This is a genomic window from Streptomyces sp. NBC_00335 (genome assembly GCF_036127095.1).
Classification (GTDB): domain Bacteria; phylum Actinomycetota; class Actinomycetes; order Streptomycetales; family Streptomycetaceae; genus Streptomyces.
Map to the genome: position 1 here is coordinate 7,282,130 of NZ_CP108006.1, position 16,130 is coordinate 7,298,259.

The 16,130-nt window shown below is 70.4% G+C and carries 15 protein-coding genes and 1 pseudogene; 7 read left to right on the forward strand and 9 right to left on the reverse strand.

The annotated features are described in order from the left end of the window. Positions 1-146: 146 nt before the first annotated feature. Positions 147-650: pseudogene (locus OHA37_RS33090) on the forward strand (type I restriction endonuclease subunit R); the annotation flags it as partial. 73 nt (positions 651-723) lie between these two features. Here the strand turns inward: OHA37_RS33090 and OHA37_RS33100 are convergent. From OHA37_RS33100 to OHA37_RS33110, 3 genes are all read right to left on the reverse strand, one after another. Continuing rightward, positions 724-1,152 (reverse strand): hypothetical protein, encoded by a 429-nt coding sequence (locus OHA37_RS33100; protein ID WP_443046246.1) that lies wholly within the window; start codon positions 1,150-1,152, stop codon positions 724-726. 62 nt (positions 1,153-1,214) lie between these two features. Continuing rightward, complete coding sequence (locus OHA37_RS33105) at positions 1,215-1,733, reverse strand: hypothetical protein (RefSeq protein ID WP_266910732.1); 519 nt, start codon at positions 1,731-1,733, stop codon at positions 1,215-1,217. Next, positions 1,688-2,011, reverse strand: coding sequence for a hypothetical protein (locus OHA37_RS33110; RefSeq protein ID WP_266910734.1), 324 nt, complete (start codon positions 2,009-2,011; stop codon positions 1,688-1,690). The genes OHA37_RS33105 and OHA37_RS33110 overlap by 46 nt, the downstream gene beginning before the upstream one ends. A 350-nt stretch (positions 2,012-2,361) precedes the next feature. On the opposite strand from OHA37_RS33110, the gene OHA37_RS33115 reads away from it, so the two are divergent. Continuing rightward, positions 2,362-2,970, forward strand: coding sequence for a barstar family protein (locus OHA37_RS33115; RefSeq protein ID WP_266910736.1), 609 nt, complete (start codon positions 2,362-2,364; stop codon positions 2,968-2,970). Between the two features lie 35 nt (positions 2,971-3,005). Here the strand turns inward: OHA37_RS33115 and OHA37_RS33120 are convergent, their stop codons facing one another. From OHA37_RS33120 to OHA37_RS33135, 4 genes are all read right to left on the reverse strand, one after another. Continuing rightward, positions 3,006-5,363, reverse strand: a complete 2,358-nt coding sequence (locus OHA37_RS33120; RefSeq protein WP_266910738.1) for a tyrosine-type recombinase/integrase — start codon at positions 5,361-5,363, stop codon at positions 3,006-3,008. An 85-nt stretch (positions 5,364-5,448) separates the two neighbouring features. Further along, the gene (locus tag OHA37_RS33125; RefSeq protein ID WP_266910740.1) at positions 5,449-6,645 is read right to left on the reverse strand and encodes a tyrosine-type recombinase/integrase; all 1,197 of its coding nucleotides are present in this window, start codon (positions 6,643-6,645) and stop codon (positions 5,449-5,451) included. 377 nt (positions 6,646-7,022) lie between these two features. After that, the gene (locus tag OHA37_RS33130) at positions 7,023-7,901 is read right to left on the reverse strand and encodes an undecaprenyl-diphosphate phosphatase (RefSeq protein ID WP_266910742.1); all 879 of its coding nucleotides are present in this window, start codon (positions 7,899-7,901) and stop codon (positions 7,023-7,025) included. A gap of 48 nt (positions 7,902-7,949) precedes the next feature. After that, positions 7,950-8,687, reverse strand: a complete 738-nt coding sequence (locus tag OHA37_RS33135) for a TVP38/TMEM64 family protein (RefSeq protein WP_266910744.1) — start codon at positions 8,685-8,687, stop codon at positions 7,950-7,952. A gap of 49 nt (positions 8,688-8,736) precedes the next feature. On the opposite strand from OHA37_RS33135, the gene OHA37_RS33140 reads away from it, so the two are divergent. The 4 genes from OHA37_RS33140 to OHA37_RS33155 all read left to right on the forward strand — a co-directional run bounded on the left by OHA37_RS33140 (position 8,737) and on the right by OHA37_RS33155 (position 12,752). Next, the gene (locus tag OHA37_RS33140; RefSeq protein ID WP_266910746.1) at positions 8,737-9,477 is read left to right on the forward strand and encodes a DNA alkylation repair protein; all 741 of its coding nucleotides are present in this window, start codon (positions 8,737-8,739) and stop codon (positions 9,475-9,477) included. Positions 9,478-9,734: 257 nt separating this feature from the next. Further along, the gene (gene tuf, locus OHA37_RS33145; protein WP_266910748.1) at positions 9,735-10,913 is read left to right on the forward strand and encodes an elongation factor Tu; all 1,179 of its coding nucleotides are present in this window, start codon (positions 9,735-9,737) and stop codon (positions 10,911-10,913) included. A 110-nt stretch (positions 10,914-11,023) separates the two neighbouring features. Beyond that, positions 11,024-11,893, forward strand: coding sequence for a patatin-like phospholipase family protein (locus OHA37_RS33150; protein ID WP_266913298.1), 870 nt, complete (start codon positions 11,024-11,026; stop codon positions 11,891-11,893). Positions 11,894-11,960: 67 nt separating this feature from the next. Further along, complete coding sequence (locus OHA37_RS33155; RefSeq protein WP_266913300.1) at positions 11,961-12,752, forward strand: spermidine synthase; 792 nt, start codon at positions 11,961-11,963, stop codon at positions 12,750-12,752. Between the two features lie 87 nt (positions 12,753-12,839). On the opposite strand, the gene OHA37_RS33160 is transcribed toward OHA37_RS33155, so the two are convergent. Further along, positions 12,840-14,189, reverse strand: coding sequence for an MFS transporter (locus OHA37_RS33160; RefSeq protein ID WP_266910750.1), 1,350 nt, complete (start codon positions 14,187-14,189; stop codon positions 12,840-12,842). A gap of 70 nt (positions 14,190-14,259) precedes the next feature. After that, positions 14,260-15,318, reverse strand: coding sequence for a hypothetical protein (locus OHA37_RS33165; protein ID WP_266910752.1), 1,059 nt, complete (start codon positions 15,316-15,318; stop codon positions 14,260-14,262). Between the two features lie 95 nt (positions 15,319-15,413). Between OHA37_RS33165 and OHA37_RS33170 the strand changes: the two genes are divergently transcribed. After that, positions 15,414-15,866: a DUF4442 domain-containing protein gene (locus OHA37_RS33170; RefSeq protein ID WP_266910754.1), complete on the forward strand. Its 453-nt coding sequence runs from the start codon at positions 15,414-15,416 to the stop codon at positions 15,864-15,866. Positions 15,867-16,130 lie beyond the last annotated feature (264 nt).

Genomic DNA, 16,130 nt, shown 5'->3' on the forward strand with positions numbered 1-16,130 from the left:
GGTACCGATACCGCCCGCCGCGATGCGACGGCAAGAGGGAGTGCCCCAAGCAGAAGCAACTGCGAGGGGTCGAGTACCGATGCGGGACCTGCTGGCGGACCGGCTCGTAGTAGTGACGAAGCCCCCTCGGCGACGCGTGGCGCGCGGCGGTGCCGAACGGGAAGTTCTTCGGTGCGACGGGTACTGCGATCCAGGACAAGGACCGTTCGACGTTCAAGCTGTTCGGTGACCCTGACGATCCGGACTTCGTGATGTCGCGGTACACGCCGGAGCAGTCCATCGCCGATGGGTTCACCAAGCCGGTGATCGTGGAAGGCCGAGCTGTCGGTTTCAACCTCGACAAGGAGGCCCTGGACGAGGCCTTCGACGAGCTGGCCACAGCGGAGGGCCTGGACGAGGAGGAGAAGGTCTTCCTGTCGGGGAAGGCTTCTCACATCGAGACGATCCTCTCCAACCCCGAGCGCGTGGCTGCCGTGTGCAGAGACATCGTCGACCACTTCCTCACATACGTCGCGCCCCTGGGGCAGAAGGCTCAAGTCGCGGCCTACAACCAGCGCCTGGTGATCGCCTACACCAAGGCAATCGAGGCCGAGCTGGAGCGCCGCGAGGCCGTCATGCCGGAGGGCGGATGCGCGAGGTCGGCGTGGTGATGCACGTCGCCGACAGCAAGGAGACCCCGAAGGAGTTCAAGAAGCACCGGAGCACTCCCTTGATCCGGTCCGGCTACGGCTGGCCGTCGAGCGTGCGGCCCGGGAGCTCGGCAGGGAACCTGACACCGTGCTCCTCCACAACCCCGAACGGACCCTCGCTGGCCTGTCCACTGCCGATGGCCACACCCTCCGCGCGCCACATGACCGGCTCACCCGGCTCGCGCCATGCCACGCCCTGGTACCACTCGGGCATCGCGACCCCTTGCAGCATGGCGGCGGCCTCGGTCCCGTTCCAGCCCTGCGGGCCGATCCGCTCGAATCCCCGCCGCTCGATACGCACCCACGTCCCCCGCTCCGTACGGCCCCCCAAGGAACGGCGCTTGCGCACCAGGGCCTCCCGAACCAGTCGCACCTGTAGGGCCTCCTCCACGCGCTCCAGCACGTCTTCCACAGGCTGACGGCGCAGGTCCACCTGGGCAGCAACGGGCAGGGATCCAGTCATCACGACCTCCTCGGCGAACAGATGACCGTATCAGGAGGAGCCCCGCCGACACGATCCGTCCGTCAACACGGAGCACCGCAACTTCCCCTGTCGTCGGCCGTTGCAAGAATGGTGCCCGCCTCGCCCACGCCGTCCGCGGTGGACGAGTCTTCCTTGACCGAGGCAGTGGCCGCGCTCACGGCGATTAGCATCGGCATCCCTCGGTCGAGGAGACCGACGCGGCCGGGCTCGAGCGCAGCGGCCTGCTTCTTGGAACTGGTGAGGAGCAGACCGGTCAGCTCGGCGGCGGTGGACTGCTCGAACCACCACACGGCGCAGCCGGCCTCGTCATCGTCCTCGTCGTGGGCGTCCGCGAGAATCTCGAGTAGCGGACGGTTCGGCTTCACAGGCTTGGCCGCGCGGTCGAGTGCCGCCTGGTGCTTGGCCTCGCTCTCATCGCGGCGCTCGATCAGCTCGTGCAGGGACTCGCCCTGAGACCAGGTGTACTCCCGCCCCTGCATCGCGTTACGCCGGTAGTTGACCTTTTCCTCGTACGCTATGGCCTTCTCGAACAGCTCAGGGTGGCGGTGAGACCGACCCACTCGTGCTTGCGCTGGAAGAAGCAGAAGTAACAGCCCGACCACGTGCGCCACTCGTAGTAGGCCGGCAGACCGGTACCAGCTTCGTCGAGAATGCGATCTACGCCGGCGCGGTCGATACCGTCCTCGCGGAACGGAAAGACGGCGCTGATGTTCGGCTTGGTGCTTACGTAGCCAAGACGGTTCTCGTCTGCGCGGATCGCCACGTACGAGATCACCTCATCGTCGCCGACCCACTCCTCCAAGGGCTTGAGCTTTAGGTTCTTGGTGCTTCTCTGCACTTCACTCTCATGGGTGAAGGCGGGTATGTGACTCGTCAAAGGGCCTCCGAGATGAATGGGATGGGGTCAGGGGGCGGCGCCGGCGACGGCAGGGCAGATCCCCACGCGTCGGTAAGATCAGCGCTCTCAATGGGGGTGCGATGCGAACATCAGGGCGGGGCGGCGAGGGGCAGAAGTACGCGCTGACCTCGGACGAGGACGACAGTGACTTCTGGGGCTTCGCCCACGAAGCCGAGGGGTTGTTCACGCCCCTGCCAGATGAAGAAGGAGCGCGCCGAGTGCACCTCGCGGGTTGCCTCCCGCAGGGTGGCCTACTTAGGTGCGTTGACCACGTCGGCAGTCGTCGTGCCGTGGCGGGGAACGCCTGGTTCGAGCTCCTCGACGGTGACGGTGCCACCATGGGGTCCTACTTCGTCAACGAGGTCACCGTCATCGACGTCAAGCCCTCCGCCAGTGGTGCCGACCTCGTCGACCTCACGGTGACGCTCTGGTGCGAGAACGCACTGCCCGGAGCGGAACGACCGTGGGAGCTGGTCCGCACCGGTCACCTGAACCACACCGGAATGTGGCACGAACTCGCACCCGGGGACCGACACGCGTGGCTGTCGGTGGCCCTGTGGTCCCGGGAGTACCAACGCCAGGGGAAGCCCGATGCGCCTGCGGGCCAGGTGTTCACCTTGGATGGCCGACACATCGTCGACCAAGACAGCTTCTACTGCGCGATCGGTGAGGCCGTCAACGGGCCCGGCGGGTACTTCGGCTGGAACCTGGACGCTCTGGACGACTGCCTTGTCGGCGGCTGGGGCGCGACCACTCCGTTCACTTTGCACTGGGACTTCTCTGCCGAGGCTCGGACGCGGTTGGCGGAGCGCGTGCCCGCCGGTGATCGCGAGGTTGTGCTGTTCGACCTCCTCCTGGAGATCTTCGAGGAACGGGGTGTAAGCGTCATCCTTCGGTGACAGCTCTTTGCTTCGAGGCATCGGTCTGGGGAACGTCATTCGGACTCCTGTGGACGGCGGTGTGCGGGGATGCCGAGGTGGACAGCTGGTCGCTGGGCTCGGCGTTGGGTCTCGTCGCGCTTCGCGCGGAGGAAGGTGAGGGTGAGGTCGATGCCCTCGATCTCACCGATCCAGCCTTCGGCCTCGGCCTGCGTCCTGCGTTGCAGGAGGTCGGCTTCGAGCTCGGAGAGCCGGGCGAGCATCTTGGGATTGACGTGGAGCATCGGGCAGCGGATGCAGGCATGTTCGTGCTGGCAAGGGGTGCCGTAGGGGCGTCCGCAGGAGCCGAGCTCGACCTTGCGGCGGTCGAAGTGCTCCTCGAACTCGGTCCACTCCTGCTCGGTGGCGTCCCGGTACTCCTCCGAGGGGCGGACTTGGCGCCTCTGGTGGAGGTGGGCCTGGTAGTGGCGGATCACGTCCTCGTCGAAGACGGCGACGTAGCCGCGGGTGGTCTGGATGCTGAGGTGACCGAGCAGTGAGGCGCCGATGTGGATGGGCAGACCGCTGTTGACCAGCTCGGTGGCGAAGATCCTCCGGAAGTCGTGCGGAGTGAATTTCAGCCCGCGGAACCCGGGGTGGGTCTCGGCCAGGGCCTCGCACCGTCGGCTGATCATCTGCTGAATGGTGCCGGGGTTGAAGATCTTCGACCCGATCGCTCCGTTCTGGCGCTGGAAGAGGAACGGCATCTGCGCACTCCAGACCTTGTCGTGCGGGTCGTAGCGGCTGACCAGCGGAATCGGCCTTCCTCGCCGGCCGTGGCGCCGGATGATCGAGGCGATGACGTGGAACAGCTCGGCCGACATCGGGATGACGCGCTCGCGGTCGGTCTTGGACGGTTCGATGACGAGCAGCGCGATGACCTCGCCGTTCGCGCGCTGATACTGGCGGATGCTGAGGTGGGTCAGCTCGCACAGCTCCTCGATGCGCACGCCGGAGTGCCGCAAGGTCTCCACTGCCGCCCAGTCCCAGAAGGCGGCCTCCTCCTCCGTGCCGATGTGCCTCAGTTCACCGGAGCCAAGCTCCAGCACGCGGGTGGGAACGGCATCGCCGTGCCGGAGCCGCTTCTGGTCCGACTCGCTGATCACCCGGCGATAGGCGTTGCCGGCGAAGGTGAACTCCTCCCCGTCGGCGGCCTGGTCGGCGCGTTCGCGCAGGAGCCGGGCATGGTCGTAGCGGGACTCGACGTGGTCGACCAGGACGGGTAGGAGCGGCTGGCGCTGTCGGGTGCGGTCCGCGGAGCGTTCGGTTCCCTTCCGCCGGCGGACGCCCAGGCCATGGAATTCACCAGGCGGGACGGGACACGGTGCGACCCAGGCCGCCCAGCGTTCAGGTTCAGCAGCAGCCCAGGTGTGCAGGTCGTAGTAGAAGCTGCGAACCGAGATGACGATGTCGTCCTGGCCCCGCCGGTGGGTGCCGTCGTCCTTGAGACGGATCGTCTCGCGCCAGCGCGTGTAGAGGTCCGGTGCGATCCGAAGTCCCTGCTGTCCGGGGTTGAGCTGCTCGATCTTCACCCAGAAGTGCTTGACCAGCAGGAGCGCGAGCTGCTTCAGACTGGAGTAGTCGAGATCCGCTCGGCGCCGGCCGAAGTAGTCGATCAGCAGGCCGCGGACGGCCTGGTCGCGGATCCCGTACTGATCGACGAGCTCCTCGATGGTCCGCTGACCGCGCATCATCGCCGCCCGCATAGTCGTCGGCGTGGAGACCGGGAACCGCCCCATCGTGATCAGGGCCGTCCACATCCCGTGCCCGAACAGGCGGTTGGAGGCCGGTTGTCCGGGCTGGAGACGGCAGCGGGCCAGCCGGTTGTCGTGCGCGTACTGGAGGATCGACTCCGGCGTGATGTCAGCCAGCGCGACGCCCTGATAGGTCAAGAGCGTGCACATGTCGAGCACTGCCTCCCGCTGGTGCTGGAGCCGCAGCTCCTGTGCGGCGATGTGCTCCTCGAAGGTGACCAGCAGCGGGTCGTTCTGCGCGGAGATGAACAAGGGTGTGAAGTTGTTCAGCTGGTTTTGCCGGAAGGCGAGCATCGTGGGCTGGACGACGCGAAGGCAGAACAGCGTGCGGACCCCCGGGGTGACCGCGAGGCCGGTCGTCCTGCGGGCACCAAGACTGTTCGCCTTGATCAGCCCCTTGCCCAGAGGGCTGGCGTCCCACCGCTCCTGCCAGGTGTGCCCCGGGTGGGTGGACAGGTACTGAAGGATGTCGCGGGTGGCCTGAGCACGCTGGTGCCGGGTAACGGTGGAAGCGTCCTCCCAGACGTCGAAGGCCAGCTTGGAGATGTGGTTGATCGACGCTTCAGACAGTTCTCCGTGCGGTCGCGGCGGGGGATCCGAGACCGCAGGCTGGGGCTTCATCGGACCGCCCACGAACCGGCTGGGAAAGGTGAGCCCCTCCACGATGGGCCCGTGCCGGCGGCTGACACCGGTGGTTGTGCTGGACCTAGCCACCGAACACCGCCTTGATGTCATCCGCGGAGTACCCAGTGGGGTAGCTCGTCGCCGGCCGCGGCGTGCTGTAGTGCTCCGCGACCTTGTCGAACATCTCCTCAACCCGCGCGGTCAGGTAGCGGCTGGTGGTCTGGATGTTGGTGTGCCGCATGATCGCTTGGACCTCGACAGGGGTGAGCTTCCCGCCGTTGGCCATCCGGGATGCCGCCGTGTGCCGGAGGTCGTGCAGGGTCCAGTTCGTGCCCAGCAGCTCGTTCGCCCGCTGCATGATCCGACGCATCGCCCAGTAGGACAGGGGGCGATCGCTCCCGCGACGAGTTCGCCAGACCGACTCGCCCCGTGGCGGCGTGCCCGCCTCGTCGAGGTAGTGGGCCAGCCGGACGAATGCCTGCGGCGAGGCCGGCACCGCTTCCCTCTCCCGGGTGCCCTTGGAGATCACGTAGACCCTCTGGCCAGCCCAGTCGATGTCGTCCACTCCGACCCCGAGCAGCTCGACCGCTCGCGCGCCGCTGGAGACGTAAAACTCCAGCAGGGCGCGGTCGCGCTCGCAGCCCATGCGGTCGAACAATTCGTCCCAGAGCCGGTCGGGAATCGAGCGGGGCGGCCGGTCGGAGACCTTCTGCCGTAGCCGTGCCCGCCCCACGACCGCCCGCGGCTCCAACGGGCTTCGGTGAGCGAGGGCCCGTCGACGCTGCGGAGAGATCGGGACGGGATTGACCACCGGCCCGTTGCCCTGATGAGCATGGAACCCGTAGAAGCCGCTGACCACCGACAACGCGTGGTTGATCGTCCTGGGCGCATACCCGGCGCGCAGCGCGGGCTTGCCGGTCCTCAGATTGACCGACCCCGGTGCGGCGCCACCTGCCTGTGTCCGCTGGCGCTGCGGATTCGAGGCCGTCCGTAGCCATCCCGCCAGCACCGCGACCTCAGACTCGGTCGCCTTCTCCCACGCCACTCCCAACAGCCACAGCAGCCGGAACCACCGCAACAGGCCGTACCCGTAGCTGCGTACCGTCAACGGGCTGCAGTCGTTTAGCGCCAGGTCCCGCAGGTAGGCGGTGGCCGCCTCGATCTCGTCGTCGTACGCGTTCACGACGACGTACGGAGGGTGGACGCCCCGAGCGGGGACAACGGCCCCTACCCGGGGCAGCTCGGCCCGCCCCTCGATCAGTTCATGTCGCAGTTCCACGGTGTTCCTCCTCGTTGATCGCACTGACCATCACGCTGATCAACGAGGGGACTTGGTGCAGATAACTGTGCACCAGCGCATCTGGGGGCTGGGAAGCGTGCCTTGGTAGACCTCAAGCCAGTGGTCGAAGTCGCGGGTCGCGTTGAGACGCACGATCGGCTTGCCGACGGCCGCTTCGAGGCGGTGCCGGCCGCCACGCGGAAGGGCCCGCACTGCCGTGCGGGCCCTTCCGCGTCATCCCCCTACTTTGCGGACGCACGCGTCCTAGTGGTGCGTATCCCGGCTCTCTGGTGGGAGATAAGTGGGAGATGATCATGGCGAGGTGCTGCAATCAGGCGCTAGGAAATGCTCGATAGAGCTACCTGTACGGCCCTGGTTCAGCCGCCGGATTCGCCCGCGTGCGGGCTCAGGACCCCTGCTCCCACCAGCACGAACAGCAGGATTCCGAGCAGGACCCGGTAGATCACGAACGGCATGAAGCTCTTGCTGGAGATGAACTTCATGAACCACGCGATGACCGCGTAACCGACGAGGAAGGCGACGACCGTGGCGAAGATCGTCTGGGGCCAGGCGATGTGGCCCGGGTTCTCCATCACGTCCTTGATCTCGAACAGGCCCGAGGCCAGCACGGCCGGGATGGCGAGGAGGAAGGAGTAACGGGCCGCCGCCTCGCGGGTGAAGCCCAGCAGCAGACCGCCGGAGAGCGTCGCGCCCGACCGGGACACACCCGGGATCAGGGCCATCGCCTGGCAGAGACCGAAGATGAGGCCGTCCTTGACGCCCAGTTCCTTCAAGGTCTTGCGCTCGCGGACGACTCGGTGCCGACCGCCCTCTTCGTCGCGCGCCGCCAGCCGGTCGGCGAAGCCGAGCACGAGGCCCATCACGATGAGGGTGGTGGCGATCAGCCGCAGATCGCGGAACGGGCCCTCGATCTGGTCCTTGAAGGCGAGGCCGAGGACACCGATCGGAATCGAGCCGACGATCACCAGCCAGCCCATCTTGGCTTCCTGCTCGGACCGCAGCGCCTTCGTGTACAGCGAGCGGAACCAGGTGGAGATGATCTTCGCGATGTCCTTGCGGAAGTAGATCAGTACGGCGGCTTCGGTGCCGATCTGCGTGATGGCGGTGAAGGCCGCTCCCGGATCGTGCCAGCCGGCGAACGCCGCGGTCAGCCGCAGGTGGGCGCTGGAGGAGATCGGGAGGAATTCCGTAAGTCCTTGGACGAGACCGAGGATGAGGGATTCGATCCAGTTCATGTCGGGGTGCGCTCGTCCTTGTGATCGTCGGGCAGTTCGGGTCCGATGCTAGGGCCCGTGGGGTGCCGCCGTGACCACAGGGGGGTGTACTGCCGTCAGTTCCCGCACCGGCGCCGGACGGTCGGGCTTGTCCACGGGCGCCAGCCGGTGCCGCTTGCGCCAGGCGACGACCGCCGCACCCACGGCGGAGACGGCGATGAAACCGAACGAGGCGAGGAACGCGGGGGAGGTCGGGGAGGAGGCGCTGGCCCCCGCGATCACGTACGCGGCGGTGTTCGGGACCACGCCGATCGCGGTGGCGAGGAGGAAGGGGAGCCAGCCGCAGCGGGACAGCGCGGCGGCGTAGTTGGCCATCGCGAAGGGCAGACCGGGGAAGATCCGGACCGCCAGCATCGAGCGGAAGCCGTGCCGGGCCAGCTGATCGTCGGCCGCCTGCAGCCACCGGCCGCGGATCAGCGGACGCAGGGCGTCACGGCCCATCATCCTGCCGAGGCCGAAGGCGATCCCGGCGCCGATCACCGAACCGCCGACCGCCGCGACCAGGCCGAACTGGGAGCCGAAGAGGGCACCGGAGGCCAGGTTCAGCAGGGGGCGCGGCACCAGGGCGGCCGTGCACGCCCCGTACGCCGCGGCGAAGAGCAGGACCGCGGTGCCCACCGGGAGCCCCGGGGGCCACCCCTCCGAGAGCAGGCGCTGGGGCTCGTACAGCACGACGCAGACGCCGGCCGCGAGGAGCAGCACGACGAGCAGCGAGAGCCGCGTCCACGGCGCGAGGAGGAGGGACATTCCGGGAGACTAACCGACCCCCCTGTCCGAGCGCCGTAATCTGGGCCTCATGCAGTCGAACGACAGGCGGCCCCCGCTGGTTCCCCACAGCGGCCTCGCCGAGCTGTTGGTGGCGCGGCTCACGCAGACCTACGGCGCCGCGGCCGACGCGGAGCGGGCCGGGCCCATGGCCGCGTACATGAAGGACGTCGCGCCCTTCCTCGGGATCCCCACCCCGCTGCGCCGCGAGCTGTCGAGGGCGGTGACCAAGGACACCCCGAAACCGTCCGAAGCGGACTGCGCGGCCCTCGCGCTGCGCTGCTGGGAGCTTCCGGAGCGTGAGTACCGGTACTTCGCCGTCGACTACCTGCGCCGGCACGTCTCCCGCTGCTCCTCCGGCTTCCTGCCCGTGGTCCGGCACCTGATCGTGACGGACCCCTGGTGGGACACCGTCGACCTGCTCGCCGCGCACACGGTCGGGCCGCTCGTGGCGGCGGATCCGGCGCTCGCCGCCGTCATGGACGAGTGGGCCGGGGACGAGGACCTCTGGCCGGCCCGCACCGCCCTGCTCCACCAGCTCCGGTACAAGTCCGCGACCGACACCGAGCGGCTCTTCGCGTACTGCCGCCGCCAGAGCGGCCACCCCGACTTCTTCATCCGCAAGGCCATCGGCTGGTGCCTGCGCGAGTACGCCAAGACGGACCCCGGCGCCGTACGCGCCTTCGTCACCGCCGAGCGGGAGTCGCTGTCCCCGCTGTCCGTGCGCGAGGCGCTGAAGAACATCGGCGAAGTCCGGCCCGCCGCCGCGTAATTCATTGGCCCCGCCGAGCCCGCTCCGGCAGGATCGAGCACATGTCCAGGCACGCCTTCCCCACAGAGCCGTCCGCAGTCGCGGACGCGCCGAAGGCTGCCGTCCCCGTACAGCTCGCCGCAGGCGCAACCGCGTTCGGCGGCGCACGAAGCTGACCCTTCCCGGATCGTCCGGCGGACCCCACAGGGGGAGGGTCGGTTTCGCTCAGGGGTCCCGCGATTCGAGTTTTCAGCTTCGGAATCACACGGGAAGACATCATGGCCAAGACGGCCTTCGTGCGCACCAAGCCGCACCTCAACATCGGCACCATGGGGCACGTCGACCACGGCAAGACGACGCTGACCGCCGCCATCACCAAGGTCCTCGCCGAGCGCGGCGGCGCCTCCTTCGTGCCGTTCGACCGGATCGACCGGGCCCCCGAGGAGGCCCGGCGCGGCATCACCATCAACCTCACGCACGTCGAGTACGAGACCGACACCCGCCACTACGCCCACGTGGACATGCCCGGCCACGCCGACTACGTCAAGAACATGGTTACGGGCGCGGCCCAGCTCGACGGGGCGATCCTCGTCGTCTCCGCCCTCGACGGGGTCATGCCGCAAACCGCCGAGCACGTGCTCCTCGCCCGGCAGGTCGGCGTCGACCACATCGTCGTCGCGCTGAACAAGGCCGACGCCGGGGACCCCGAGCTCACCGACCTGGTCGAGCTGGAGGTCCGCGAGCTGCTCACCGCGAACGGCTACGGCGGGGACGGCGCCCCGGTCGTACGGGTCTCCGGGCTCGGGGCGCTGGACGGCGACCCGCGCTGGACCGCGTCGATCGAGGCCCTGCTCGACGCCGTGGACACGTACGTGCCCATGCCCGTGCGGTACACCGACGCGCCGTTCCTGATGCCGGTCGAGAACGTCCTGACCATCACCGGGCGCGGCACCGTCGTCACCGGCGCCGTCGAGCGGGGCACCGTGGCCATGGGCGACCGCGTCGCGCTGCTCGGCGGCGACGGCGCGGCCGTGGAGTCCGTCGTCACCGGGCTGGAGACCTTCGGGAAGCCGATGGACTCCGCCGAGGCCGGGGACAACGTCGCGCTGCTGCTGCGCGGGGTGCCACGCGACGCGGTGCGCCGCGGCGACGTGGTGGCCGCGCCCGGCAGCGTCGTACCGAGGCGCCGCTTCACGGCGCGGGTGTACGTGCTGTCCGCCCGCGAGGGCGGCCGCACCACCCCGGTGGCGACCGGCTACCGGCCCCAGTTCTACATCCGCACCGCCGACGTGGTGGGGAACGTGGACCTGGGCGAGGCGGGCCATGCCCGGCCGGGGGACACGGTCACCATGACCGTGGAGCTCGGGCGGGACGTCCCGCTGGAGAGCGGGCTCGGCTTCGCGATCCGCGAGGGCGGGCGCACCGTCGGGGCCGGGACGGTCACCGAGGTCGGGTAGCGGCCGGGTAGCCGCGGGGCGGTACCCGCTGTGGTGGCGGTGGTCGGCTTGCGCCAGACTGCCGTCACCACTGGCATGCGGGGAGGGAGCAGTTCGTGGAAGGCAGCAGCATGGGCGGCGGCGGCGAAGGCAAGGGCACGGCTCTGGTGCTCGGCGGTGGCGGGCTGACCGGCGTCGGCTGGGAGGCCGGGATGCTGTACGGGCTCGCCCGCGCGGGCGTCGACCTGACCGGAGCCGACCTCGTCGTCGGGACCTCGGCCGGCTCGGTCGTCGGCGCGCAGCTCACCTCCGGACTGCTCACCCCGCAGGACCTGTACGAGCGCCAGCTCGGCGACCCCGGAGGGGAGCTCCCCGCGAAGCTGGGAGCCTCCCTGATCGGGCGGTACGCCGTCGCGATGGTGCGGTCCCGCGACGCGAAGTCCTACCGGCGCCGGATCGGGGCCTTCGCGCTCGCCGCCGATACCGAGCCGGAGCCGGTTCGCCGCAAGGTGCTGGAAGGCCGCCTGGTGTCGCACGCATGGCCCGAGCGGCGCTTCGTCATCACGGCCGTGGACGCGCTGACCGGCGAACTCGCCGCCTTCGAGCGGGGGAGCGCGGCCGGGCTCGTCGACGCCGTCTCGGCGAGCTGCGCCGTACCGGGGGTGTGGCCGCCCGTGACGGTCGGGGGGCGGCCGTTCATCGACGGCGGGGTCCGCTCCGCGACCAACGCCGACCTGGCCGCCGGTTATGCGCGCGTGGTGATCCTCGCGCCGATGACCACCGGCGCCGGAATGATCCCCTCGCCCGCGGCGCAGGCCGCACGGCTGCGGGAGTCCGGGGCGAAGGTGCTGCTGATCACCCCGTCCTCGCAGGCCCGTAAGGTCTTCGGACGCAACGTACTGGACCCCGCGCGCCGCGATCCCGCCGCGCGGGCGGGGCTGGAGCAGGCCGCGGCCCACGTGGAGCAGGCACGCGAGGTGTGGGCGGCTCCGGGAGCCTGACAATGGTCCGGTGAGTGACGAACAGATCCCGGTGATCCGGGACGTGGCCCAGGGCACCGCCAAACTGATGCCGGACATCGACCGGGAGCGGGCCTGGCTGCTCACCGTGGACGGGGCGCCGCAGTCGTACGTGGACCTCGACGACCCGGAGCACCTGGAGTTCGAGTACGTACGCCGCCTCGCGCACGTCCTGGACTGCGTGGGCGAGCCGGGGGCCGCGCTGGACCTGCTGCACCTGGGCGGCGGCGCGCTGACCCTGCCCCGGTACGCGGCGGCTGGCCGGCCGGGGTCGCGGCAGGACGTGGTCGAGTTCGACGCCGGGCTCGTCGCGCTGGTCGGGGAGTTCCTGCCGGTGGCGGCCGGGAGCGGGATCACGGTGCACGTCGCCGACGCGCGGGCCTGGCTGGCCGGGGCGCCGGACGCGAGCGCGGACGTGGTGGTGGGGGACGTCTTCGGGGGATCCCGGGTGCCCGCTTCGCTGGCCTCGGTGGAGTACGCGCGCGAGGTGGCGCGGGTGCTGAAGCCGGGCGGGGTGTACGTGGCGAACCTCGCCGACGGGGCGCCGTTCGCGTTCCTGCGGGGGCAGCTCGCGAACTTCGGTGCGGTCTTCGGGGAGTTGGCGCTCATCGCGGAGCCGGGGGTGCTGCGCGGGCGGCGGTTCGGGAACGCGGTGCTGCTGGCTTCGGAGCGGGAGCTGCAGGTGGCGGAGCTTTCGCGGGTGTGCGCGGGTGACGCGTTTCCGGCGCGGGTCGAGGTGGGGGCGGCCCTGGCGCGGCTGATGCGGGGGGCTCTGCCGGTGGCCGACGCCGATGCGGTGGCTTCGCCCGAGCCGCCGGAGGGGGCGTTCAGCCTCGGCTGAGGGGCTCGCCGGCGGTCGTCGCGCGGGGCTCATGTCCCCCTACCCGCCCTCGCCCGTTCCCCGGGGCTCCGCCCCGGACCCCGCGACTCACACGCCGGCGGGGCTGGATTCGGCTGAGGTGGAGGCGGCCGGACTCGGCTTGGCCAGGTCGGGGGCGGCGGCGCCGGGGCCGGTCGGGGCGGGCGGTTTGCGGGTCATGTGGCGGACGTCCGGGACCAGGAGGACGGCTGCCGTCACCACGATCACCAGGCCCGCGCAGCCCCAGAGGGCCGAGGTGCGGCCGATCGCGGATTCGACCGGGCCGGCCAGCGCCATGGCCAGCGGGAGCATCGAGAGCGAGCCGAACCAGTCGTAGGAGGAGACCCGGGAGAACATCTCCTCCGGGATCTCCTGGTGCATCGTCGTCATCCAGCTCACGCCGAACACCTCGATGGCCGCGCCGCTCACGAACATCACCGCGCACAGCCCCCACACGGGAAGCGGCACCGCCAGCCCCGCCGCGGGGAGCGCCAGCGGGAACACGCAGAGGGTCCCGACCAGCAGCAGGCGGCGCGGCTTCCAGGTCATCATCAGGACGGCTCCGCCGATGGTGCCGAGGCCGAAGAAGGCCAGGGCCACGCCCCACGGAGCCGCCCCGCCCAGTTGCTCCAGCGCGACCAGGGGCCCGTAGACCGCTTCGGCGGCGCCGACGACGGCCACGACGACGGAGAACTGGAGCACGATGCTCCACAGCCAGGGGCGGCTCCGGAACTCCCCCCAGCCCTCGCGCAGATCGGTCAGCAGGCCGCCGCCGGGAGCGCGTTCGGGGACGTCGCCGACGTTGAGGAAGGCCCGTAGGGCTCCGGCGACGGCGAAGGCGGCGGCGTCCACGGCGAGCACCCAGCCGGGGCCCAGCAGGGCGACCATGGCTCCGCCGAGGGCCGCTCCGCCGACACTGGCGCCGTTCATCGCCATCCGGAAGAAGGCGAAGGCGCGGTTGGCCTGCGGACCGGAGACGGTGGCCATGAGCATGCCCTCGGCGGCCGGGTTGAAGAAGGCCGTACCGGCGCCGCACAGCGCCGTGAGCAGCATCATCTGCCACAGCTCGGGATCGCCGGTCAGGACGAGGAGGGCGAAGACGGCCTGCGAGAGGCAGTTGAGGGCGTTCGCCGCGACCATGACGTGGTGGCGGGGGATCCGGTCGGCGACGGCTCCGCCGATGAGGAGGAAGAGGACGAGCGGCAGCGTACGGGCGGCGGCCACGAGGCCGACGTCACCGGGGGAGCCGCCCGACTGCAGGACCGCCCAGGTGGTCGCGATGAGCGCTCCGTGGCTCCCGAGGTTCGTGATGACCGCGGCACCCGTCAGGAGGGTGTAGTTGCGGCCGGCCCACTCCGGCGTGCGGCGGGAGGACGCGGGGCGGGCGGGACCGGGGGAGGGGGAGGTAGGAGAGCTCACCTCCGGACTATCCCCGTACCGGGCCGGGAATCCAAACGGATTTCCGGCCCGGTGGGGAGAGCGGAGGAGATCAGACCGCGTTGAGGCGGAGGCTGCTCAGGATCTTCTCGTAGGTCTCCTTGCTCACTTCGCCCGGGACGCCCGCGGCGCCGTAGAGGATCCAGGTGGAGAGGTCACCGTTGGCGGTCGTGAAGCTGAAGGCGACGGACTTGCCGTCCGAGGAGCACTTGTTCTCCTTGGGCAGGCCGCTGACGGTCGCGGTCGCCATGTGTCCCTTGAGCCCGGAGGAGGTCGTGTACTCCTTCGCCTGGGTGACCTTGGTGGTGCCCTTCGGCGCCTTCTGCGCGTACGCGGAGAAGGCCCAGTTGCCGGCCTCGTTGTACGCGGCCTCGGCGGTGCTCTTCGCGCCCATGCCGCCCTTGGTGCCGGTGGCCGCCAGTGAGGTCGAGTCCTCCTTGCCGTCCTTGTCGGCGTCGACCAGGCACCATTCCTCCTTGAGGATGGCGGGCGCCCCCATCATGACGAGGGCCGAGCCGTCGTCCTTGGACTCGTCGCCGAAGCCGATGGAAAGACCCGAGGACTGGACGTCCCAGTCCGGCGGGACGTCGAAGGCGGTGCCGTACTTCGGGTTGAGGACGACCTTCCAGCCGGGGATCACCGGCTTGGCCTCGGCGCCGCCGCGCGGGTTCGCGCTCGGGCTCGCCGGGGCGGCCGGGGCGGAGGAGGCAGGGGCGGACGGGGAGGCGCTCGGCTTGTCGTCCGCCTGGTTGGAGCCCTTGTCGTCCCGCGTCAGGACGAACGCCCCGGTGGCGGCGGCCGCCACGATGACGGCCGAGGCCGCGACGATGGCCACGGTCCTGGTCGCGAAGGGGCTGCCTCCGCGCGGCGGCGGGGGCGGCGGGGTGCCGCCCCACTGGGGTACGGGAACGGTCGGGGGCTGCTGGCCCCAGGCCTGGGGAGCGGGGGGCTGCTGCGGGTACCCGTAGCCGGGCTGCTGCTCCCCGTACGCCACCGTCGGCGGTTGCTGCTGGTACGGGTTCGGCGTTCCCGGCTGCTGCTGGTACGGGTTCTGATGCGCGTCCTGGGGGTTGGGTTCTCCCCCGGGCGGCTGCTGCTGTCCTGGCCACATGGCCGGTAACGATAGTGGGAGTGGGGGCGGGGAGCCACGGCCGCCCCCGTGCGGGTATGGCCAACGCCTACTACTCGCGGGTAACATCGCGTTCCATGAGCGCTGAACAGATGAACGTGGGCGAACTGCTCGCCGCGACCGTGCCGATGGCCAAGACCCTGAAGCTCCAGTTCCTGGAGACCACCCCCGAGCGCGCCGTCGTCCGGCTCCCGGACCAGGCCGAGTTCCACAACCACCTGGGCGGCCCGCACGCCGGCGCGATGTTCACCCTCGCCGAGTCCGCGAGCGGTGCGATCGTCCTGGCCGCCTTCGGCGACCAGCTCTCGTGCGCCGTACCCCTCGCGGTGAGCGCGGAGATCGGCTACAAGAAGCTCGCCAAGGGCGTCGTGACGGCCACCGCCACCCTCGGCCGCCCGGCCGCCGAGGTCGTCGCCGAACTCGACGCGGGCGGCCGCCCCGAGTTCCCCGTCACCATCGCCATCCAGCGCGAGGACGAGGCCGTGACCGGCGAGATGACCGTCGTGTGGACGCTGCGCCCCAACGCCTGACCCCGCCGGGGCCTGTCAGCCGTCGTACGGGACTGCGCCGAGCGCGGCCACCGCACCGAGGTGCGGGTCGGGCTCCAGGGCGAGCCCCGGCGCGAGGCCGACGGCGGGCAGCCGCCGCGGGGCCGAGCTCGGGGAGCCGCCGCGGGGCCGAGCTCGGGGAGCCGCCGCGGGGCCGACCTCGGGCAGCCGCCGCCGCAGGGCTGAACATCGGCGCCGCGGTGGCGCGCCTGATGCGGGCCCGTGCGGCCGTCGGCGCACAGTGGG